The sequence below is a fragment of the Streptomyces sp. ITFR-16 genome (genome assembly GCF_031844705.1).
In the GTDB taxonomy this organism is placed as follows: domain Bacteria; phylum Actinomycetota; class Actinomycetes; order Streptomycetales; family Streptomycetaceae; genus Streptomyces.
Genome location: NZ_CP134609.1, coordinates 5,205,536 through 5,226,199, shown reverse-complemented (window position 1 = coordinate 5,226,199; position 20,664 = coordinate 5,205,536). Strand labels below are relative to the sequence as shown.

Genomic DNA, 20,664 nt, shown 5'->3' with positions numbered 1-20,664 from the left:
GCACGGTAACTGACACAGCGTCAGAACTGAACGTCCGAGCACGCGTAGAACGCGTTGGCGGTGTCCGCGATCGTCCAGACGCTGAGGATGATGTGCTTCCCGGTCTTCTGGGTGGGGATGGTGCCCTGCTGGGTCAGGGTCGCCGGGGGCTGCTGGTTGTTGTACGGAACCGTCATGAACGGCTGCGGCTCCAGGTCGGAGCGCTTGAGCGGCTTGGTGGGGTCCCAGCCGTTCTTGGTGATGTAGTAGCGGAAGTCCGTCGTGGCGTGCCGGGCGGTGAACTGCCAGCGGAAGCTGAAGCCCTGGCCCGCGGTGACGTGGGTGGCGGGCCAGTTGCCGCCGCGCGGGTCGTCGAGCTGCGCGAACTCGCCGTGACCGCCGGAGCAGATCGCCCCGTCGGCGGGGCCGGCCGCCGGGAAGCCCTTGGGGCCCTCGACGCTCTGCGGCTCCCACTGGATGTTGCCGCAGCCCGTCACCGTGCCGTTGGCACACAGCTTCTGACGGCTGATGGGGTTGTCGGTGTAGCCGTGGCTGCTGGCGCTGCTGGTGGCGAACATCGAGACGCCCGCCACCGCGAGGCCCACCAGGGCCGCACCTGTCTTCTTACGCATTGCTGTCGCTCCTCGGATTCGTGGGGGAGGTTCCATGAGCACTGCTGCGCGCGTGTCGTGCGGTCTAGACCAAGTCATAGATTATTGACGCGGCATGAACATGTCCAGACCAATGGGAGCGGGATTCCGGTTGCCCAAAAGCTCCCCACGAGACATCCCCGAGAAGGATCAGGCGCTGTCACCGGTGCGGCCGGTGTAGAAGGCCACCGTCAAGTCCTTGACCAGCGCCTTGCGTTCGTAGTCGTCCAGCGCCACGAGGCCCCGGGCGGTCAGCCGGTTGACGGTGTCGTCCACGGCGTCCACCACGGACGTCAGCACACTGTCCCGGTGCTTGGCGTCGATGGCCGCGATCCGGCGCCGCTGCATGGCCGCCGCCACCTCCGGCGCGTACTCGATCCCGGTCGGCTGCGCGGAGTAGACCTCGATCCCGACCGGTTCGCAGTCCGCCTTGAGCATCCGGGTCAGCGCGTCGCCGACCGCCTCCGCGTTGCGCAGGGTGTGCGCGTCCTCGTGGAAGGCGTCGGCGGGGAGCTGGGAGAGGACCCGCGCCATCGCCGACTCGACCTGCTCGCGCAGATACTCCTCGTGGTCCTCGATGCCCAGCGTCGCGCGCACGGTGTCCTTGACCCGCCACACGACCAGGACGACCACCCGCAGCGCCGTACCGTTCGCATCCATCGCGGGCAGCGGCTCGCTGCGCCAGTGCCGCAGCCGCACGTCGACCCGGCGGCGCAGCAGCAGCGGGCTGACCCACATCAGACCGGTCCGCCGCACGGTGCCCCGGTACTGGCCGAACAGCGTGAGCACCCACGCGTATCCGACCCGTCCCCGGCTCAGCCCGCCGAGCGCGAGGAGCACCACGGTCGTCAGCACCGCCAGCGCCGCCCAGGCACCCGCGCCGAGTCCGTCGTACGGACGCGGGCCGAGCCCGAGCCGGGCGAGCACCCGCGCCGGCACCGCCCCGGCCCACCAGAGCACCCCGCCGGCGGCGGCGGTCCCGACGAGACCGGTGAGCAGCGCGACCCAGCCGGGCAGCGCCGGTCCGGGCCGCTCGTGGAGCCGGGGGTCTGCGTCGGGCGAGGGCCGGGTGGAGGGCCGCACCTGCGGTGACCTCGGCACCGGCGGACGCCGGACACCGGGCGCGGTCTCGCTCCCGGCGGCCGGCCGCACGACGGCGGCGGGCAGCGCCGCCGCGTCCGCACCGGTCTCGGGGTCGTCGCGGAAGAGCAGGTGCACGGGGATGGAGGCGGTGCGCTCGTTGGCGATGACCGCCTGGTGCCGGCCGGTGTCCCAGCGGGAGTCGGTACGGGGCCCGGCGTCGGGGCCGGGCACGCGGGCGGCGGTCCCGGCTTCCGTCTCGGCTGCGGTTCCGCTTCCGCTTCCCGCGCCGGACAGGACGAGGACGGGCTCGGGGGCGAGGGCCGGCTCGGGGTCCGCCTCCGGCTCCGGCTCGGGCTCGGGCAGCGGGTCGGCCTCGGCCACCGGAGTCACCGGAGTCACCGGAGTCACCGGAGTCGCCGGAACCGCCGGAACCGCCGGAGTCGCCGGATCGGGAACGACGGGGGCGGGAGCCACCGCTTCCGGCTCCGCCTCCTCCGGCACCGCGTGGCTCGTCGGGGGCACGGACACCGACGCCGAGGTGGCGCCGAAGGCGGAACCCTTGCGGTCGTCCTCGGCCGGCACCAGGTCGAGCACCAGATCGACGACGGAGTCAGGACCGGAGTGCGCCGGACCGGAGTGCGCCGGACCGCCGTCGCCGGACGCGTGTTCGGCCACGCGCCCGGCCTCGTCGGCGGCTGGGGCCGGGGCCGCCACCGCAAAGGGGGCCGGCTCCGGGTCCAGGCCGGCCACCGGGTCCGGGCCCGGCGCGGGCGTACGGCTCTTTGCCGGCCGCCGGCCGTCGGCGGCCACCGCCCGGTCGTCGGCCGCGGCGGCCCACGCGTCCGTGACGCTGCCCGCGCCGCCCGGCCCCACCCACTCCCGCACCGGGACCGCCCCGTATCTCTCCTCCCCGTACGCCGGGTCCTGCCCGTTCTCCGGGTTCCCGGAGCTGTCCGACACCGTGGATCGCATTACCGCCTCCGTCATGTGCGTCGTGTCACGCGAAGAGTCGCCGCCAGGTCTCCGGGCCCGGATAGCCGTCGGCCTCCGTGCCCTTCCAGCCCTGTGCCTTCTGGAAGGCCTCGACATTGCGCCGGTCCGCCTCGGTCCACACGGGTCCGGGGCCCACCAGGTAGTACTTGCCGTATCCCTTCTTCACCAACTGTTTGCCGAGCCTGTCGACATGGCTGTTGGACTGACCCGGCCGGAAATAGCCCCGTCCGGGGAACGCGGGCACCCCGGTCGAACCGCTCTGGCCGGCCGTCCCCGTCGCGGCGGGGATGTCATGGCCCTTCCCGGTCACCAGGAGGCTCCAGGTGTCGGGGCCGGGGATGCCGTCGGCCTCCGCACCCTTCCAGCCCTGCGCCTTCTGGAACGCCTCGGTGGCCAGCCGGTCGGCGCTGCTCCAGGCGGGCCCGGGCCCGACCTTGTAGAAGCGCTTGCCGCCCCGGTCGACCAGCATCTTGCCGAGCTGGGTGACATAGGCGTTGTTCGCTCCGGCACCGAAGCTCCCGGCGCCGGGGAACGGGGTCGTCGTCGCCGTGCTGCCGCCGCTGCCGGTCGTCAGCCCCTTGTAGCGGTAGGCGACGTAGTTGCCGGAGTTGGTCCAGTACGCCATGGGCGTCGTCTGCTTGCGGGTGTGCGGCTTGGTCTGCTCGTACGCCGTGTAGTGGGTATGGGTGTAGTCCGTCCAGCCCCCGAAGATCGTGACGTGGGAGCCCTTCGTGGGGTCGGCCGGGTTGTGGAAGAGCAGGATGTCGCCGGGCTGCAGCTCCTCCCGCGCGATCCGCGTGCCGTATGTGGCGAGGCTGCCGGTCCACTCGTTGCCCGCCAGGTTCCAGGCCATGGACACATAGCCGGAGCAGTCCTGCCGGTATCCGTCGGACCAGTACTTGTCCATGCTGTACGGGACCTGCGCGGTGACCCACTTCTTGGCCCGGTTGATGATGTCGGCCCGGGTGGTCTCGCGCAGCACCGGTACCGACTGGGCGGCGGGCGGCCCCGAGGCCCCCGAGCCGCGCAGCGGGCCGGGCCCGCCCTGGGGGCTGTCGGGCCCCGGCGAGGGATCGCTCACCGGTCCCGCGCCCGGCACCGGGGCGGGGCCGGCCGCCGCCACCCCGCCGCTCAGCACCACGCCGGCGGCGGTGACCAGCACCATCGCGCGCCGCGCGCCGTGCGCGGCCGGATGCCCTCCGTACCGCGTCGGCAGTCCCGTCGCCGCGGTCCGCCGTTGGACGGCGCACCCCGCACAGGTGCAGTCGACGGCGGGTACGTACTCCTCGAAGGCCGGCACAGTCATGCGATTCCCTCCGCACTCGTCAAGATCTTTGGGCGCATCTGCACGGGCGTCAGTGTTTCAACTCTCCTGACATATCGCATTTTGACGGATAGAAGAGAAAAAACTACCATCCGACAGGCCGGGACGAAGGTGAAATGGTCAGGAGCACCGTCCCGGATCGGGTAGAGTTCTCCAGGTCAGCAGGCGCCGCTAGCTCAGTTGGTTAGAGCAGCTGACTCTTAATCAGCGGGTCCGGGGTTCGAGTCCCTGGCGGCGCACGCAGAGTCAACGCCCCCTCACCACGCGTGAGGGGGCGTTGTTCGTTTCCGGCCCCTTTCCCACCTCTCCTCCCGACCCTCCCCCGGCTCCCCCGGCGGCGCACGGGCCCCGCCCTACGCCCCCGCGCCGCCCCTGCGCAAGAGCCCCTCAAATCGTGCGTATGAGCGGTTAACAGTCTGTTTCCCCCCTTGCGGAGACGCCCGGGTTCGGCCAACCTGTCTGGGAGTCGTCGGCGCCAACCGGTCCGGCGACCGGTGCAGTTGGGGGGTGGAAGAGGGGGATATTCCGGTTGTGTCCGGCACGAGGTGGGGGCCTCGTTCGCGACCGGATGCCGAACAGGCATCATGCAACCGGAAGGTCGGCATTCCATGTCTCAGGAAAGGCGACCCGCCACTGAGCCGTCGGCCGCGTTTCAGGGGGAGACACGGCGGACGAAACGACCGAGCGACCACGCAGTCTCCTGCGTGCAGGGGGATGACCCATGACGTCGACGCCGCCAGGCGCCCGGCAGGACAACGACCCTTCCCGGACCGCCCAGCTTCGGATACCCCCGCAGCCGCGGACCGGGGGCCACCGGCGGCGGCAGAAGAAAGCGCTGCCACGGTACGACTACGAGCACTACAGCCGGCTCGCCGGGCCACTGACCCAGCCCGATCCGGCCAAGCCGTACACCGTGAAGTACCGCTCGCTCCTCTCCCAGGAGCCGCACCGCATCCGTGCGACGCTCCTGCTCGGCGCCGCCCCGCTCGTCTCGCTCGGCCTCTTCGCCTGGCTGATGCAGCCCGAGCACTGGACCCAGCGCGACCCGAACCTCAAGAACGACACGCTGCTGGTCCTCGACGTCGTGATGCTGGTCTCGATCGGTCTGATCGAGCTCTTCCGCACCATGAACGTCCTCTCCAACGCGCACGCCACGCTGGTGGCGCGCGACCCGGTCCCGGTCGTGCCGGAGACCGGCACCCGGGTCGCCTTCCTCACCTCCTTCGTCCCGGGCAAGGAACCCCTGGAGATGGTGACGAAGACCCTGGAGGCCGCCGTCCGCATCCGCCACCGCGGGCTGATGCACGTCTGGCTGCTCGACGAGGGCGACGACCCGGCGGTGAAGGAGGTCTGCCGGCGGCTCGGGGTGCACCACTTCTCCCGCAAGGGCGTGGCGCACTGGAACCAGGCCAAGGGCCCGCACCGGGCGAAGACCAAGCACGGCAACTACAACGCCTGGCTCGACGCGCACGGCGACGCGTACGACTTCTTCGCCTCCGTCGACACCGATCACGTACCGATGCCCAACTATCTGGAGCGGATGCTCGGCTACTTCCGCGACCCGGACGTCGGCTTCGTCATCGGTCCGCAGGTCTACGGCAACTACGACACCTTCGTCACCAAGGCCGCCGAGTCCCAGCAGTTCCTCTTCCACGCGCTGATCCAGCGTGCGGGCAACCGGTACGGCGCGCCGATGTTCGTCGGCACCAGCAACGCGGTACGGATCACGGCGCTGAAGCAGATCGGCGGGCTGTACGACTCGATCACCGAGGACATGGCCACCGGCTTCGAGATGCACCGCGCCCGCAATCCGCACACCGGCCGCAAGTGGCGCTCGGTCTACACCCCGGACGTGCTGGCCGTGGGCGAGGGCCCGACCGCGTGGACGGACTTCTTCACCCAGCAGCTGCGCTGGTCGCGCGGGACGTACGAGACGATCCTCAAGCAGTACTGGAAGGGCTTCTTCTCGCTGCCCGCGGGCAAGCTCTTCAACTACACGATGATGATCATCTTCTATCCGATGTCCGCCATGAACTGGATCCTCGCCGCCCTCAGTTGCGCGCTGTTCCTGGGCATGGGCGCCTCGGGTGTGCAGATCGACCCCACGGTCTGGATGATGCTGTACGGCAACGCCTCCGCGCTCCAGATCGGGCTGTACATCTGGAACCGCCGGCACAACGTCTCGCCGCACGAGCCCGAGGGCTCCGGCGGCCTGGCCGGCATGGTGATGTCCGCGCTCTCCGCCCCGCTCTACGCCCGCTCGCTGATGGACGCCGTGCTGCGCCGCAAGAGCTCCTTCGTGGTGACGCCCAAGGGCGACTCGTCCAGCCCGGACACCCTCTTCGGCACCTTCCGCATCCACCTCTTCTTCATCCTGGTCTTCGGCGGCTCCATCGTGGCGTCGTTCGTCCTCGGCCACAGCCACCCGGCGATGCTCACCTGGGCCGCGCTGGCGCTGCTGATCACCGCGGCTCCGATCCTCGGCTGGCAGTCCACCGTGCGCGCGGAGAAGAAGAAGCGCCGGGCGGGCCCGCCGCCCGCGAGCGGCCCACCGGCCGGCGCCCCGCAGGCCGGGGCCCACTGGCCCGGCAACGAAGAGACCATGCAGATCGCCCTTGGGGGACGTAAACCATGAAGTACCGTCCGAGCCGCCGTACCCGCCGCATGGCGATCAGTACGGCGGTGGTTCTCGCGCTCGCGGGAGCGAACGGGCCGTGGCTGTACCGCTTCAGCACCGAGCGCTACCACGATTACAAGATCAACAAGCCGGAGTACAAGGCGGCCAACGGCCACTGGGACTTCCTGGACATCCCCTCCGAGTTCCGGATCAACACGATCCACGCGGCGCTGCTGCACACCGGCAAGGTGCTGCTCGTCGCCGGTTCGGGCAACAACCAGAAGAACTTCGACGCCAAGTCCTTCCGGTCGGTGCTGTGGGACCCGAAGTCCAACACCTTCAAGAACATACCCACGCCCAAGGACATGTTCTGTTCCGGCCACACCCAACTGCCCGACGGCAAACTGCTCATAGCCGGCGGCACCAAGCGCTACGAGAAGCTCAAGGGCGACGTCACCAAGGCCGGCGGCCTGATGGTCGTCCACAACGAGGACCCGGACAAGCCGATCACGCTGCCCGCGGGCACCAGATTCACCGGCAAGGCCAACGGCAAGACCTTCGTCACCAAGGACCCCGTGCTGGTGGAGAAGGCCACCAAGGTCTTCGACAAGAACACCGGGGCCTTCCTGCGCAACGACCCCGGACTCGGCCGGATCTACGTCGAGGCGCAGAAGTCCGGCACGGCGTACGAGACGGGCGCCGAGGACAACTACCGGATAGCCGGGCTGTCGGGCTCCGACACCCGCAACGTCTACGGGATCGCCCAGAAGCTCGCCCTCGACAAGAAGGACTTCCAGGGCATCCGGGAGGCCTACGAGTTCGATCCGGTGGCGGAGAAGTACATCACCGTCGACCCGATGAACGAGGCGCGCTGGTACCCGACGCTCACCACGCTGAAGGACGGCAAGGTCCTCGCGCTCTCCGGGCTGGACGAGATCGGGCAGATCGTCCCCGGCAAGGACGAGATCTACGACCCGAAGACCAAGAAGTGGACGTACACCGGCATCGTCCGGAAGTTCCCCACCTATCCGGCGGTCTTCCTGCTCAACGACGGCAAGCTCTTCTACTCCGGGTCCAACGCCGGCTACGGCCCGGCCACCGTCGGCCGCGCCCCCGGCGTCTGGGACCTGGCGACCAACAGGTTCACCAAGATCCCCGGCCTGAGCGACCCGGACAAGATGGAGACCTCGGCGACCGTACGGCTGCCCCCGGCCCAGGACGAGAAGTTCATGGTGATCGGCGGCGGCGGGGTCGGCGAGTCCGACAAGTCCAGCGAGAAGTCCCGGCTGGTCGACCTCAAGGACCCCGACCCCCGGTTCAAGGACGGCGCGTCCCTCGACGAGGGCACCCGCTACCCGAGCGCCTCCCTGCTCCCCGACGACTCCCTGCTGGTCACCGGCGGATCCAACGACTACCGGGGCCGCGGCGGCTCCGACGTCCTCCAGGCGCGGTTGTACGACGCGAAGTCGGACACCTACAAGCGGGTCGCGGACCCCGGGGTGGGGCGCAACTACCACTCCGGGTCGGTGCTCCTGCCGGACGGCCGGGTCATGATCTTCGGCTCCGACTCGCTCTACTCCGACAAGGCCAACACCCGGCCCGGCGTCTTCGAGCAGCGCATCGAGATCTACACCCCGCCGTACCTCTACCGCGACTCCCGGCCCGAGCTGACCGCAGGACCGAAAAGGATCAAGCGCGGCGGCACGGCCATGTTCACCACCAACCAGGCCGCGTCGATCAGGTCGGCGAAGCTGATGCGGCCGAGCGCGGTCACGCATGTCACCGACACCGACCAGCGCTCGGTGGCGCTGGACCTGAAGAAGACCGACGGCGGGATCTCGGTGACGGTGCCGAAGAACCGGGCGCTGGTGCCGTCCGGCTGGTACATGCTCTTCGTCACCGACGACAAGGGCACCCCGTCCGAGGGGACCTGGGTGGAGGTGCCCTAGCCGCGTGCCAGACCCAGGGCGTACGCGGGCCACCAGTCGCCCGCCTTCGGGCCGCCCCGGCAGTCGCCGTCCGACTCGCCGGGGCGCTTGATCCAGAGGTAGGCGTCGACCAGGTCGTCGCCTGTGGACGTCGTCGGCGCCTCGCCGAGGGCCCGGCCCGGCGGGTTGCACCAGTTCTCCTCGGGGGCGCCGGCGGTGTACGGGCCGTTGCCGTTGCGGCTGGTGTCGATGACGAACGGCTTGCCGCCGACCTTCGCCGACAGCTGCTTGCCGAACTCCTTGCTGACCTCGGTGGTCTGGAAGTTGGACACGTTCACCGCGAAGCCGTCGGCCGCGCCGATGCCCGCCCGTGCCAGCGGCTGGAAGAGCGCATCCGGGGTGTGCCAGCCCGCGTTGCCCGCGTCCAGGTAGACCTTGGTGCCCGGCAGCTCCTCGAGCCGCTCCACCGCACCCTTGAGCAGGTCGTAGCGCTCCTCGTGGAACTCCTGCGGGGTGCACCCGTCGACCAGGTGCAGCACCGCGTCCGGCTCCAGGATCACCGTCGCACCCCGGTCGCCGATGCCCTGGGCCACGCTCTCCACCCAGGCGCGGTACGCGTCCCCGTCGGCGGCGCCGCCCTTGGAGAACTGCCCGCAGTCGCGGTGCGGGATGTTGTAGAGGACCAGCACCGCTTCCCGGTGGGCCTTCTTCGCCGCCTCGGTGAAGCCCTTCGCCTCGGCCTCGGGGTTGTCCGTGCCGATCCACTCCCCGACCGGCTGCTCCGCGATGCGGCGGATCAGGGCGGCCTCCTTCTTCTTGCCGTCCTCGGTGTACCGGGCGACCTGCCGGGCGGCGTTCCCGTCGGGGTTGACCCAGTACGGATCGCTGCCCGCGGGCCGCTGGCCGATGGCCGCCGGGTTCTTGCCGTCCCCGCCGTCGCCGGAGCCGTCGCCGGACGAGGTGCATCCGGCGAGCAGCAGCGCGGCCCCCGCCACGGCCGTGGCCCCTCGCATGCCGAACCGGCCGTTGTGACTGCCGTACATCCACTCCCCCTCGGCTGCGACGGCGGTGCACTGTCGCATCGCCGTCCATCCTGGCACAGCGCCCGGGACCGGCCCGGTCCCTCCCGGCTTCGCCGCCGAGCCGTTACGGGTGGTTCACCACGCTCTGCCCGCACCCCTCGCCTGCGGAGGGTGACCGGTTATCGACGTACCGTCAGAAACCGGGTGGGCCGGAGGACTTCGTGCCCCTACAGTGGGGCGTGCGGCGGACCCGGCCGCCACCGACCTCCCGTGTCCGCGCCGGGCCACTCCCGCGGCCCGCGCCCCGCGGTCGAGGACCGGCCCGGACGGCGCCCGGGAAACCGGGCGGCCGGCCGGGCCGTGTACCGCGGATCAGCCGTCGCTCCGCGCACCGGCTGCCGCGCTCGCCTTCTCCTTCGCCTCGGCCCGCACCTTCTCGCGGGACTTCTCCCCGGTCAGATAGGCCGAGACGACGACGTTCGCGGTGTACGACTGCGAGGCGCGGTCGTAGGTGCCGCCGCAGGTGATCAGCCGCAGCTCCGCCCGGCCGTCCTTGCGGGGGCCGTACGCCTTCTGGGCGTCGAACCGCGCCCGGGTGAAGACCTGGACGTCGTCGATGGTGAACTCGGCGACCGTGCCGTCGTCCCGGGTGACCTCGACCTTGGCGCCGGGGCGGGCCGCGCTGAGCCCGTAGAAGACGGCGGGCTTGGTCTCGGTGTCGACATGGCCGACGAAGAGGGCGGGGCCCTTGGCGCCGGGCTGGGTGCCGCTGCCGAACCAGCCGACCGTCTGCGGCGTCTCGAAGGGCGGCGGCTCGATCGCCCCGTCCTTGTCCAGGCCCCGGGAGACGACGGGGGCCCGGATGCCGATCGACGGGATCTCGACGCTTTGCGGTGCCGCGCCCTCGATCGGGTCGTGGGCGGGGGGCAGCGGCACGCCGAGCGGGCGCCCGACCGCGGCGACATCGCCGGTGGTCGGGGCCGATCCGATGCCGGAGCCGTCGGTGATGCCGCGGCCCCAGAGCCACAGGCCCAGCAGGAGTACGGCCCAGGCCACTCCGGTGAGCAGCCTGCCGTGCCCCGCCGAGCGGTCCGAGGCGGACATGTCAGTCGGTGGCCGGGCGGCGACGGCGCGCGCTGCGGAACGCGACGGCGACGGCCGCGACGGCGGCCAGGGCGAGGCCGGTCACCGCGTGCACGGTGCCGGGTCCGTCCTGCTGGGCCTGTCCCGCGAGCACGGCGGTGCCGCCGCCGCCCGCGCGGACCGGGGCGATCGGCATGGGCCGGCTGCGGTGGGCGACGGTGAGGACGGCCGACACCTTGGTGTGCTTGTCGTCCTTGCAGATGGCCTGCACGTCGTAGTCGCCGGGCTCGGCGTCCGAGCGGATCCGGGCCTCGGCGAAGAGCGTCCTGCCGTCGCCGGGCGAGAACCGTGCCTCGGAGACGAAGGCGTCGGAGTTCCCCTTGGCCTCCTTGCCCTTGCAGCCGTCGACCTCCAGGTCGACCTCACCACCGGGGGCGACGGACGACGGGGAGACGGAGAGGGTGGCCCGGGACCGGGAGTCCCCGTGGCCGGAGCCGGATTCGGCCAGTGCGACGGACGCGGGCACCAGGGTCGCCGCGACCACCGCGGCGGCACAGAACGTAAGGGGTATTGAACGCATCGTGAACCTCCTTATGGCAGGTTCACCCGTCCGGGACGTTTCCGCATCCGCAGGGGCCGGGGCGCTGGGCCGGTGGAGTGTGCGCCGCTCCCCGGCCCCGGGCCCCGGCGAGGGCCCCCCGGATCAGCTCAGGTCGATGAGGTCGACCAGGTCCGCGATGGACTCCACCACCGTGGACGGCCGGAAGGGGTACTTGTCGATGTCGGCCACCGTGGTGAGCCCGGTGAGCACCAGGAAGGTCTGCATGCCCGCCTCCAGACCGGCCAGCACATCGGTGTCCATCCGGTCGCCGATCATGGCACTGGACTCGGAGTGGGCGCCGATCGCGTTGAGGCCGGTGCGCATCATCAGCGGGTTGGGCTTGCCCGCGAAGTACGGGGCCTTGCCGGTCGCCTTGGTGATCAGCGCGGCGACGGACCCGGTGGCGGGCAGCGGGCCCTCGGCGGAGGGGCCGGTCTCGTCGGGGTTGGTGCAGATGAAGCGGGCCCCGCCGTTGATCAGCCGGATCGCCTTGGTGAGCGCCTCGAAGGAGTACGTACGCGTCTCGCCGAGCACCACGTAGTCCGGCTCGTGGTCCGTGAGGACGTAGCCGATGTCGTGCAGCGCGGTGGTGAGCCCGGCCTCGCCGATGACGTAGGCCGTGCCGCCGGGCCGCTGGTCGTCCAGGAACTGGGCGGTGGCGAGCGCGGAGGTCCAGATGTTCTCGACGGGCACGTCCAGGCCCATGCGCTTGAGCCGGGCGTGCAGGTCGCGCGCGGTGTAGATCGAGTTGTTGGTGAGGACCAGGAACGGCAGGCCCGAGTCCCGCAGCCGCTTGATGAAGGCGTCGGCGCCGGGGATGGGGGTCCCCTCGTGGATGAGGACGCCGTCCATGTCGGTGAGCCAGGACGAGATCGGCTTGCGCTCTGCCATGTGGGACTCCAGTTGCCGTACGCCGGGTGCGGGGACGCCGGCGGCACCGCGCTGTGCAGCGCCGACGTCCCCGATTTTAGGCTGCTCGCCCCTCCGGCAGATACCGCCTGAGCTCGACGGACGGCATCCGCCGGTGATCAGCTGCCGGTGGCGGACTTCCAGGCGTCCACGTACGTGTCGAGGTGGGCGCCGATGTCCGACCAGTCCGCGTCGCCCAGCGCGGGCGTGACCCGCAGTTCCCGGACATCCGCCTTCACCCGGTGCCCGTCGACATCGACGTACAGCCGGTGCGTGGACCCGCGCCACTGGACCTCCGCGACCGTGCCGGCCAGCGCGTTGGGCCCGTCGCCGAGCCCCACCAGATGCGGCCGGACGCACAGCGTCGCGGTGGCCCCGCCGGCCACCGACCCCGTCGGCACCGCGAGCGCGCGGCCCGCGAACTCCACGGTGCCGGCGGGCTCCGCGACGGTGACCGGCAGCAGGTTCGCGTTGCCGACGAACGACGCGGTGAACTCCGTGCGCGGCCGCCGGTACAGCTCCTGCGGGGTGCCGCAGTCCCGGAGCCGGGCCCGGTCCATGACGGCGATCCGGTCGGCCAGGGTCAGCGCCTCGACCTGGTCGTGGGTGACGTACAGGATGGAGACGTCGGGCAGTTCCCGGTGCAGCCGGGCCAGTTCGGTGAGCATCCCGGAGCGCAGCTGGGCGTCGAGCGCGGAGAGCGGTTCGTCGAGCAGCAGGACGCCCGGCCGGATGGCGAGCGCGCGGGCGATGGCGACGCGCTGCTGCTGGCCGCCGGAGAGTTCGCGCGGGTAGCGCCTGGCGTACGCGGCCATGCCGACGAGTTCGAGCGCCTCCGTGACCCGCGCCGGGATCTCCGCCTTGTCGGCCTTCCGCGCCCCCAGCCCGAAGGCGACGTTGTCCTGGACCCGCAGATGCGGGAAGAGGGCGTACTGCTGGACGACCATGCCGATGCCGCGCCTGTGCGGCGGCAGGGCGGTGACGTCGCGGCCTCCGATGAACACCCGCCCGGACGCGGGCCGGACGAATCCGGCGACGGCGCGCAGGGCGGTCGTCTTGCCGGAGCCGGAGGGCCCGAGCAGGGCCATGACCTCGCCGGGTTCGACGGTCAGGTCGAGCCCGTCGAGCACGATGCTGCCGCCGTAGGCGACGCTGACCCGGTCGAACCGGATCCCGCCGCGGACGGCTTCGGCCCCGCCCGTCATGCCCCGGCCCGCGCGGTCTCGGCCCGCTCGATCAGACCGGGCAGTTCGGCGACGGAGCCGAGGACATGGGTGGCGCCGCTGCGGGTCAGCCGGTCCCTGTCATGGGCGCCGGTGAGGACGCCCGCGACGATGCCGGCCCCGGCGCGCACCCCGCTGAGCATGTCGTACGAGGTGTCCCCCGCGACGACGGTCCGGCGGACGTCGTCCACCGCCCCGGTGCGCAGGAGCGCGGCGAGGACCATGTCGGGGTAGGGGCGCCCGCGCCCGCCCGCGTCGGCGGGGCAGAGGGTCAGCGTGACCAGGTCCTGCCAGCCGAGCGCGGCGAGGATCGCGTCCTGGGTGGTGCGGGCGAATCCGGTGGACAGGACGACGGTCCGGCCCTGGGCCGTGAGGTGTTCGATGGCCTCGCGGGCGCCCGGGACCGGGGCGATGCGGCCGCCGTCGACCAGTTCTCCGTACGCCTCCTCGAAGGCGGTGTTGGCCCGCTGGGCGAGGGTCTCCTCGCCGAACAGATGACGGAAGACGGTGATCTTGGATTCGCCCATGGTGGCGCGGACGTGGGCGAGCTTCTCCGCGTGGTCGGCGGAGCCCGGCTCCACGCCGAGGCGGCCGGCCGCGGCGGCGAAGGCCTGCTCGACGAGGCCGCCGTCGGCGACGGTGGTGCCGGCCATGTCGAGGACGATCAGATTCAGCATGTCGTGTCGGGTCGTCGCGTCGTGGTTCAACGTCTTCACCAGCCCAGTTCGTCGGCGGTCGTTTCGGCTATGGCGGGAGAGCAGGTCATGCCGCGTCCGCCCGGTCCCGTGACCAGCCAGACGCCGTCGCGCACCTGCTGGCGGTGGACGACGCGGGAGGTGTCGGTGCACTGGGCGTAGACCCCGGCCCAGCGGCGGCGGATGCGCGGCAGCGGGCGGCCGAGGAAGGACTCGACGACCGCGGTGAGGTGTTCGTACGGCTCCTCGACGGTGTCGAAGGAGAAGGGGTGCTCGTACTCGTGGGTGTCGCCGATGGTCAGTCCGCCGTCGCGGCGCTGCACCATCAGGAGCTGCATGCGGTGCTCGGCGGCGGTGGGCGCCTGGGCCTGTCCGGCGTTCAGCTCGTCGAGCGCCTCGCCCCGGTAGGCCGGGTAGTAGCGGAAGCTGTCGGCGTCGGCGACGGAGGTGGTGAGCGGTTCGCCGAGCGGGGCGGTCTGCATCATCTGGAGGCGGACGCGCCGCACCGGCAGGTCCGGACCGGCCAGTTCGCGGACGAGGCCGCCGAGCCAGGCGCCGGTGGCGAGGACGACGGCGTCGCCCGTGTGCACGTCGCCGTGGTCGTCGCGGACGGACGCCGTGCCGGCCACCTCGCGCACCTCGCGTCCGCCGAGGTAGGTGTACCGGCCGGAGGCCAGCAGCTCCTGCTTGAGGGCGAGCTGGGCGGTGCGCGGCTCGACGGCCGCGTCCCGCTCGCACCACAGGGCGGCGGCGAACTCGCCGCGCAGGGCGGGGTTGAGGGCGCGGGCCTCGCCGGGGGTGAGCAGCTTGTAGCCGCGGGCCGCCGCGTCGGGGCGGGTGACGGCAGCCTCGGCGACGGCGAGCTCCCGCGCGGTGCGCACCGGGGTGAGCGAGCCGCAGGCCCGGAAGCCCAGACCGGGGACCCGCTCACCGAGCGACTCCCACAGCTCACGCGCCCGGAGCGCGGTCTCCAGCTCCTCGCCGCCGGCCCGGCCGCTGACCCAAATCTGTCCGAAATTGCGGAGGGATGCCCCGCGTGCCTCGCTCTCGCGCTCGATCTGTACGACCTCGTGGCCGCGGTTCACTGCGTGCCAGGCGTGCATGGTTCCCACCACGCCGGCTCCTACGACGATGACTCTCACGACGGCCACGCTCCTCGGGGCGGATGGCCCGCGCGGATCGGGACGGCAACGGGAAGGTGAACCGGACCCCAAACCTGGACTAGACCCGTTATCTTTCCGTGATGAGAAACGGCGGCCGATGCGCCTGCGGACCGCTCAGCCGCGTCCGCTCAGGTGAGTGGTGAAGGAGAACCGGTCGCCCCGGAACAGCGTCCGTACGCGCTCCAGCGGCCGCCCGTCCGTGTCCCGGGAGATCCGGTGGATCAGCAGCATGGGCAGGGCGGGCGGGGTGCCGATGAGCAGCGCCTCGCGCGGGGTGGCGAGCACGGTCTCGATGCGCTCGTCCGCGTCGCCGAAGGCGATCCCGAGCCGGTCGTGCAGATACGCGTAGAACGACGAGTCGGGGTCGAACTTCTCCGCCAGGTCGGGCACCCGGGCGACACTCACGTACGTGCTCTCCAGGCCGACCCGGTCGTCGTCGGCGAGCAGCACGCGCTCCAGGTGCCAGACCGGCTCCCCGCGCGCCACCCCGGTCTCGGCGGCCAGCGCCTCAGGGCAGGGGAACTGTTCGAGCCCGATGAGGTGACGGCCCGGGGTGCGGCCCTGCCGGCGTACGCCCTCCGTGTAGCTCGCCAGCGAGAGCGGCTGTTCCAGCTTCGGCCCCGCGACGACGGTGCCCCGGCCCTGCCGGGCAAGCCGTCCCTCCAGGAGCAGTTCGCGCAGCGCCTGGCGCACGGTCTCGCGCGACACCTCGTAGCGCACGGCGAGATCGCGCTCCGGCGGCAGCATGCCGCCCTCGCCCAGCTCGTCGACGAGAAGGGAGACTTGGGCCTTGACCGCGTAGTACTTCGGAATGCGGCCGTGCTCCGGGATGCCGGAGCGGATCGGTGCGCCAGGTGCCTGGCCGTGCGGGTAGTCCACGTCCCGATCGTGGCAGACGGACATGAACTCCGGTGGTCACGGCGGTGCGCGACGGCCGAAAGGCGACGGTGTGCGGGGGCCGCGCGGTCAGCGGGGGTCGCGGCGCGTCCGGCGGGTCGCCACCACGACCGCGCCGCCGCCGATGAGGAACGTGGTGAAGGCGAGCGCGGGCAGCTTCACGGGGACGGAGAGCCCGGTGCCGGCGAGCTGCGGAACCCTGGCCGGATCGCGGCCGGGCGCGACCGGGCGGGCGGCGCCGCCGGGGCGGGTGGGGCGGAAGTCGGGCCTGCCGGGGGCCTGGCCGGTGAGGCGGCCCCCCTCGTTCTCCCTGCCCGGCATCTCCTTGCCCTCCTTGCCCGTACCGCCCACCTCGCCGGTCACCCAGGGCTCACCCGGTTCATCCGTCACGCCGCTGTCCGTCCCGTCCTCGTCGCCGCTGTCCTCGCCGTGGTCCTCGACCACCGTGAACGGATAGTCCTCGGACTCCCCGACCCACTGCCCGTCGCCGTCCCTGCGCGCGGCATCGCCGTCGCCCTTCCCGCCGCCGGGGTGCTGCCGCTGGACGATCGCGGCGTTGGCGGTGATCCGGCCGGGGCTGGTGTCGGAGGTGAACGCCAGCCGGACCTGGACGGTGACGGTCCGTCCGGCGGGCACGGTGAAGCCGCCGAAGGAGTCGTCGCCGTCGCCGCCGAAGACCCCGATGTGCTCGTCGCGGTCGGTGGTCTCCCAGCTGACGCGGTGTTCGACGCCGGGGTGGGACCGCTCGGAGAACTCCAGCTGGATCTGGTCGGCGGTCAGCGCCCGGTCCTCGTCGGTGAGGACCAGGACCGGATGGATCGAACGGCAGGACTCTGAGGTCCTGTTCGTCAGGTCGAGGAACCAGGTGCCGTATCCGCCGCCGGAGGCGTAGGTGTCCGGGCCGCCGTGGATGCGGGTGTCGATCGGGAACTCGGTGGCCCCGGGCTCACCGCAGGCGGGCTGCTGATCGGCGGTGACGGACCCGGGCACGGCCGCCGGGGTCAGACTGGCCGCCGCATTGCGCTGCGGCGCGGCGGACGCGGTCGTCGCCCCGCCGAGCACGACGGCGGGCATGACGCTGGCGGCGGCCAGCCCGAGCGCGAGCCCGTGCCCGTGCCGCGGCCGGCCTGCGGCAGGGGGTGGCGGCGAGGGGGGACGCGACGGGGCGGGTTCGCCGGGGTGCTCGGGGGACGGGGGTGCCGGGGGCGGTGTCGGGGACATGGCGGGGCAGCCTTCACTTCTCGCGGAAACGGTCGGCTCGCCCCGGACCCGGAGTTCACCGGCTGGGCCGCGAGACTCCCACGCGCGCGCGGGACGCCTGCGGCAGGCGTGCCGCAGGACCCCTCGTCCGGCCGCCGGGAAACGCCCGATCAGCCCATTTCCGTACGGTCGGGAAACCCGTCGGCGCGACCGCCCTGCCGGCTCCCGCTCCCGCCCCGTCGCCGCCCGGCTCCGGGCCTGGGGCGTGTCGTCGAACTGGCGTCGTCGCCCGAAGGGCGGCCTCGCGGCGTCAGGTGCTTCCCTGGGCTCCCGGCTTCGCTCGACCAGGGGAGACCCCACGCCTCGGCATGCCGGCCCCAGACCCCGGTACGTCCAGTACAGGGGCCTGGGGCCGGTGCGGCGAGAGTGCGTGCATGGCGCCGCCCGGCAGACGCCAGTTCGACGACACGCCCTAGGACGGGTCCGGGTCCGCGCCGCCCACGCGGCCGAACAGCGGGGCGAGGATCAGCTGGGCCGCGCCCTCGGCGACCGCGTGGTCCCCTCCCCCGGCGGCGAGCACCGGGACCGGCACCCCGCCGGCGCCGTCGCGGCGGGCCCGCTCGTCGAGCACGGCCCGCACCCCCCGGACGTACGCCTCGGGGTCGGCGGCGACGGTACGTCCGCCGAGCACCACCCGGTCGATGTCGAGCAGGCCGACCAGGTTGGCGGCGCCGGTGCCGAGCACCCGGGCGGCCTCGGCGGCGTCGCCCCGGCCCACGGCGGCGAGGCACAGGGCTTCGAGGCAGCCGCGTCCGCCGCAGCCGCACTCCACCCCGTCCAGCTGGACCGTCTGGTGGCCGAACTCCCCGGCCCCGGTCCGCGCCCCCCGGTGCAGTTCGCCGCCGAGCACCAGCCCGGCGCCGAGGCCGGTGCCGAGATGGAGGTAGGCGAAGTCGGCGGGGCCCGCCGCCTGGAGGGCGAGGCCGAGTGCGGCGGCGTTGGTGTCCTTGTCGATGACGACGGGCAGCCCGGTCCGCGCGGCCAGCGCGTCCCGGACGGGGTAGCCGTCCCACTGCGGGAAGCCCGTGACGCGGTGCAGCACCCCGCCCCGGTGGTCGAGCGGTCCCGGTATCGCGACCCCGGCCCCGAGCACCGGCAGCGCCCCGTCACCCCGCACGGCGGCGACCGCTCCGGCCGCCGCGCCGAGCACCTCGTCCGCCGGGGCGCCGAAGTCCAGCGGGGCCGTACGGCTCGCGACCACCGCCCCCGCGAGGTCGACGAGCACCACGGTCAGCTCGTCGCGGTCCAGCTGCAGCCCCACCGCGTTCCCCGCCTCCGGCACCAGCCGCAGGACGGTCCGGGGCTTGCCGCCCGTGGAGGCGCGGCGGCCCGCGTCGGCGGCCAGCCCCTCGGCCCGCAGCCGTGCGGTGATCTTGCTGACGGCCTGCGGGGTGAGCCCCGTCCGCTCGGCGAGCTCGATCCGGCTGATGCCGCGCCCGCCCGCGCCGCGCAGCAGATCCAGCACGAGCGCCGCGTTGTGGCTGCGCAGGGTCGGCAGGTTCGCGCCGCTGTTGCTCCTGTTCACCCGCCCATTGTCCCCCGCGCTTGCACTTTGGCAACAGCGTTGCCAAAGTGGAACCATGACTGACCACGCGACTCACGCGACCTCCGGACCGTCCGGGTCCCCCCTGCGCGTCGGACTCGTCGGCTACGGCCTGGCGGGCTCCGTCTTCCACGCCCCGCTGATCACCGCGACCGAGGGCCTCGTCCTGGACACGGTCGTCACGTCGAACGAGGAGCGGCGCGAGCAGGCCCGCGCCGCGTATCCCGGCGTACGGTTCGCCGCCTCGCCGGACGAGCTGTGGCAGCGGGCGGACGAGCTCGACCTGATCGTGATCGCCTCGCCCAACAAGACCCATGTCCCGCTCGCGAGGGCCGCGCTCGAAGCCGGTCTCCCGGTGGTCGTGGACAAGCCGGTGGCCGGCACGGCGGCCGAGGCGCGGGAGCTGGCGGCGCTGGCCGAGGAGCGCGGGCTGCTGCTCTCGGTCTTCCAGAACCGCCGCTGGGACAACGACTTCCGCACCCTGCGCGCGCTGATCGCGGACGGCGAGCTGGGTGAGGTGCAGCGCTTCGAGTCCCGCTTCGAGCGGTGGCGCCCGCAGCCGAAGGGCGGCTGGCGCGAGTCGGGCGACCCGGAGGAGATCGGCGGGCTGCTGTACGACCTGGGCAGCCATGTCGTCGACCAGGCCCTGGTGCTGTTCGGCCCGGCCGTGCGGGTGTATGCGGAGTCGGACGTACGGCGGCCGGGCGCGGCGGCGGACGACGACACGTTCGTGGCGATCACGCATGCGAACGGGGTGCGCTCGCATCTGTACGTCAGCGCGACGACGGCCCAGCTCGGCCCGCGCTTCCGGGTGCTCGGCTCCCGTTCCGGCTATGTGAAGTACGGCCTCGACCCCCAGGAGGCCGCCCTGCGCGAGGGCGCCCGCCCGTCGGCGGACGAGCCGTGGGGCCTGGAGGGCGAGGAGCTGTGGGGCCGGGTCGGCTCGGGCGAGTCCCCGCTGACGGGGGGCGGCACCCCGGTCCGTACGCTGCCCGGCGACTACCCCGCGTACTACGCGGCGGTCGCCGACGCGGTGCGCGGCAAGGGCGACAATCCGGTGACCGCGCTCCAGGCGGCCGAAACGCTGGACGTACTGGAGGCGGCGCGCCGCTCGGCCCGCGAGGGCATCACGGTCACCGTGCGCCATGAGGAGATCTCCGCATGAACCCCACCGCTCCGACCATCTCCGAGCTGATCGCCCAGGAGCGCAGGCTGACGCTGCCGCACTTCGGCTACGACGACGCGTACGCGCTGGGCGGTCTGCTGGTCGCCCTGGCCCGGGAGCGGCACGCGCCGGTCGCGATCGACATCCGGCGCGGGGCGCAGCAGCTCTTCCATGCCGCGCTGCCGGGTTCGAGCGCGGACAACGACGCGTGGATCGACCGCAAGCGCAAGGTCGTCGAGCGGTACGGCGAGAGCTCGTACCTGGTCGGGACGCGGTTCCGGGCCAAGGGGACGACGTTCGACGAGGCCTCGCGCCTGGACCCGGACATCTACGCCGCGCACGGCGGCTCGTTCCCGATCGCGGTTGAGGGCGCGGGCGTCATCGGCTCGGTCACGGTCTCGGGCCTGCCGCAGGCGGAGGACCACGCCCTGGTGGTCGAGGCCCTGGAGCAGTTCGCGACGAAGATCAGCGGCTGAGACGCCCGGAGGGGTGGGCCCGCCTCGGCGGCGGCCCACCCCTCCGACGTTTC

General features: G+C 72.5%; 17 protein-coding genes and 1 tRNA gene. 5 read left to right on the top strand and 13 right to left on the bottom strand.

What is annotated here, in order from left to right:
- Positions 1-20 precede the first annotated feature (20 nt).
- The 3 genes from RLT58_RS23180 to RLT58_RS23170 form a co-directional block, all read right to left on the bottom strand.
- On the bottom strand, positions 21-611 hold the full coding sequence (locus RLT58_RS23180; protein ID WP_311312290.1) for a lytic polysaccharide monooxygenase auxiliary activity family 9 protein: 591 nt from the start codon (positions 609-611) through the stop codon (positions 21-23).
- Positions 612-779: 168 nt separating this feature from the next.
- Entirely contained in the window at positions 780-2,684 is a 1,905-nt protein-coding gene (locus RLT58_RS23175; protein WP_311312289.1) for an SPFH domain-containing protein, read from the bottom strand.
- Positions 2,685-2,709: 25 nt separating this feature from the next.
- Positions 2,710-4,011, bottom strand: a complete 1,302-nt coding sequence (locus tag RLT58_RS23170; protein WP_311312288.1) for a peptidoglycan-binding protein — start codon at positions 4,009-4,011, stop codon at positions 2,710-2,712.
- A gap of 183 nt (positions 4,012-4,194) precedes the next feature.
- Between RLT58_RS23170 and RLT58_RS23165 the strand changes: the two genes are divergently transcribed.
- The 3 genes from RLT58_RS23165 (at position 4,195) to RLT58_RS23155 (ending at position 8,595) form a co-directional block, all read left to right on the top strand.
- Positions 4,195-4,268: transfer RNA gene (locus RLT58_RS23165), tRNA-Lys, on the top strand.
- A 482-nt stretch (positions 4,269-4,750) separates the two neighbouring features.
- Positions 4,751-6,664 carry a glycosyltransferase family 2 protein gene (locus RLT58_RS23160; RefSeq protein WP_311312287.1) on the top strand — a complete coding sequence of 638 codons (1,914 nt, stop codon included), beginning with the start codon at positions 4,751-4,753 and terminating at the stop codon, positions 6,662-6,664.
- Entirely contained in the window at positions 6,661-8,595 is a 1,935-nt protein-coding gene (locus RLT58_RS23155) for a radical copper oxidase GlxA (protein ID WP_311312286.1), read from the top strand. Before RLT58_RS23160 ends, RLT58_RS23155 begins: the two co-directional genes overlap by 4 nt.
- Here RLT58_RS23155 and RLT58_RS23150 read toward each other — a convergent pair.
- From RLT58_RS23150 to RLT58_RS23105, 10 genes are all read right to left on the bottom strand, one after another.
- On the bottom strand, positions 8,592-9,617 hold the full coding sequence (locus tag RLT58_RS23150; protein WP_311314615.1) for a glycoside hydrolase family 6 protein: 1,026 nt from the start codon (positions 9,615-9,617) through the stop codon (positions 8,592-8,594). The genes RLT58_RS23155 and RLT58_RS23150 overlap by 4 nt on opposite strands.
- A gap of 351 nt (positions 9,618-9,968) precedes the next feature.
- Positions 9,969-10,700: a class F sortase gene (locus tag RLT58_RS23145; protein WP_311312285.1), complete on the bottom strand. Its 732-nt coding sequence runs from the start codon at positions 10,698-10,700 to the stop codon at positions 9,969-9,971.
- Position 10,701: 1 nt separating this feature from the next.
- Complete coding sequence (locus RLT58_RS23140; protein ID WP_311312284.1) at positions 10,702-11,259, bottom strand: hypothetical protein; 558 nt, start codon at positions 11,257-11,259, stop codon at positions 10,702-10,704.
- Positions 11,260-11,382: 123 nt separating this feature from the next.
- On the bottom strand, positions 11,383-12,171 hold the full coding sequence (locus RLT58_RS23135) for an HAD-IIA family hydrolase (protein WP_311312283.1): 789 nt from the start codon (positions 12,169-12,171) through the stop codon (positions 11,383-11,385).
- A gap of 137 nt (positions 12,172-12,308) precedes the next feature.
- Entirely contained in the window at positions 12,309-13,394 is a 1,086-nt protein-coding gene (locus RLT58_RS23130) for an ABC transporter ATP-binding protein (RefSeq protein WP_311312282.1), read from the bottom strand.
- Complete coding sequence (locus RLT58_RS23125; protein WP_311314614.1) at positions 13,391-14,089, bottom strand: phosphonatase-like hydrolase; 699 nt, start codon at positions 14,087-14,089, stop codon at positions 13,391-13,393. Before RLT58_RS23125 ends, RLT58_RS23130 begins: the two co-directional genes overlap by 4 nt.
- Before the next feature lie 35 nt (positions 14,090-14,124).
- On the bottom strand, positions 14,125-15,249 hold the full coding sequence (locus tag RLT58_RS23120) for a TIGR03364 family FAD-dependent oxidoreductase (protein WP_311312281.1): 1,125 nt from the start codon (positions 15,247-15,249) through the stop codon (positions 14,125-14,127).
- Between the two features lie 135 nt (positions 15,250-15,384).
- Entirely contained in the window at positions 15,385-16,149 is a 765-nt protein-coding gene (locus RLT58_RS23115; protein ID WP_311312280.1) for a GntR family transcriptional regulator, read from the bottom strand.
- An 87-nt stretch (positions 16,150-16,236) separates the two neighbouring features.
- Positions 16,237-17,388: a hypothetical protein gene (locus RLT58_RS23110; protein WP_311312279.1), complete on the bottom strand. Its 1,152-nt coding sequence runs from the start codon at positions 17,386-17,388 to the stop codon at positions 16,237-16,239.
- Between the two features lie 451 nt (positions 17,389-17,839).
- Positions 17,840-18,952: an ROK family protein gene (locus RLT58_RS23105; RefSeq protein ID WP_311312278.1), complete on the bottom strand. Its 1,113-nt coding sequence runs from the start codon at positions 18,950-18,952 to the stop codon at positions 17,840-17,842.
- Positions 18,953-19,007: 55 nt separating this feature from the next.
- On the opposite strand from RLT58_RS23105, the gene RLT58_RS23100 reads away from it, so the two are divergent.
- Positions 19,008-20,135 carry a Gfo/Idh/MocA family oxidoreductase gene (locus tag RLT58_RS23100; protein ID WP_311312277.1) on the top strand — a complete coding sequence of 376 codons (1,128 nt, stop codon included), beginning with the start codon at positions 19,008-19,010 and terminating at the stop codon, positions 20,133-20,135.
- Entirely contained in the window at positions 20,132-20,611 is a 480-nt protein-coding gene (locus RLT58_RS23095) for a heme-degrading domain-containing protein (protein ID WP_311312276.1), read from the top strand. Before RLT58_RS23100 ends, RLT58_RS23095 begins: the two co-directional genes overlap by 4 nt.
- Positions 20,612-20,664: the final 53 nt, after the last annotated feature.

Excerpts from the sequence above, each read along its gene's own strand:
- RLT58_RS23155 (WP_311312286.1), top strand. The coding sequence starts at position 6,661 with ATGAAGTACCGTCCGAGCCGCCGTACCCGCCGCATGGCGATCAGTACG.
- RLT58_RS23130 (WP_311312282.1), bottom strand. The coding sequence starts at position 13,394 with ATGACGGGCGGGGCCGAAGCCGTCCGCGGCGGGATCCGGTTCGACCGG.
- RLT58_RS23175 (WP_311312289.1), bottom strand. The coding sequence starts at position 2,684 with ATGCGATCCACGGTGTCGGACAGCTCCGGGAACCCGGAGAACGGGCAG.
- RLT58_RS23145 (WP_311312285.1), bottom strand. The coding sequence starts at position 10,700 with ATGTCCGCCTCGGACCGCTCGGCGGGGCACGGCAGGCTGCTCACCGGA.
- RLT58_RS23125 (WP_311314614.1), bottom strand. The coding sequence starts at position 14,089 with ATGCTGAATCTGATCGTCCTCGACATGGCCGGCACCACCGTCGCCGAC.
- RLT58_RS23160 (WP_311312287.1), top strand. The coding sequence starts at position 4,751 with ATGACGTCGACGCCGCCAGGCGCCCGGCAGGACAACGACCCTTCCCGG.
- RLT58_RS23110 (WP_311312279.1), bottom strand. The coding sequence starts at position 17,388 with ATGTCCCCGACACCGCCCCCGGCACCCCCGTCCCCCGAGCACCCCGGC.
- RLT58_RS23170 (WP_311312288.1), bottom strand. The coding sequence starts at position 4,011 with ATGACTGTGCCGGCCTTCGAGGAGTACGTACCCGCCGTCGACTGCACC.
- RLT58_RS23140 (WP_311312284.1), bottom strand. The coding sequence starts at position 11,259 with ATGCGTTCAATACCCCTTACGTTCTGTGCCGCCGCGGTGGTCGCGGCG.
- RLT58_RS23095 (WP_311312276.1), top strand. The coding sequence starts at position 20,132 with ATGAACCCCACCGCTCCGACCATCTCCGAGCTGATCGCCCAGGAGCGC.
- RLT58_RS23135 (WP_311312283.1), bottom strand. The coding sequence starts at position 12,171 with ATGGCAGAGCGCAAGCCGATCTCGTCCTGGCTCACCGACATGGACGGC.
- RLT58_RS23180 (WP_311312290.1), bottom strand. The coding sequence starts at position 611 with ATGCGTAAGAAGACAGGTGCGGCCCTGGTGGGCCTCGCGGTGGCGGGC.
- RLT58_RS23150 (WP_311314615.1), bottom strand. The coding sequence starts at position 9,617 with ATGTACGGCAGTCACAACGGCCGGTTCGGCATGCGAGGGGCCACGGCC.
- RLT58_RS23100 (WP_311312277.1), top strand. The coding sequence starts at position 19,008 with ATGACTGACCACGCGACTCACGCGACCTCCGGACCGTCCGGGTCCCCC.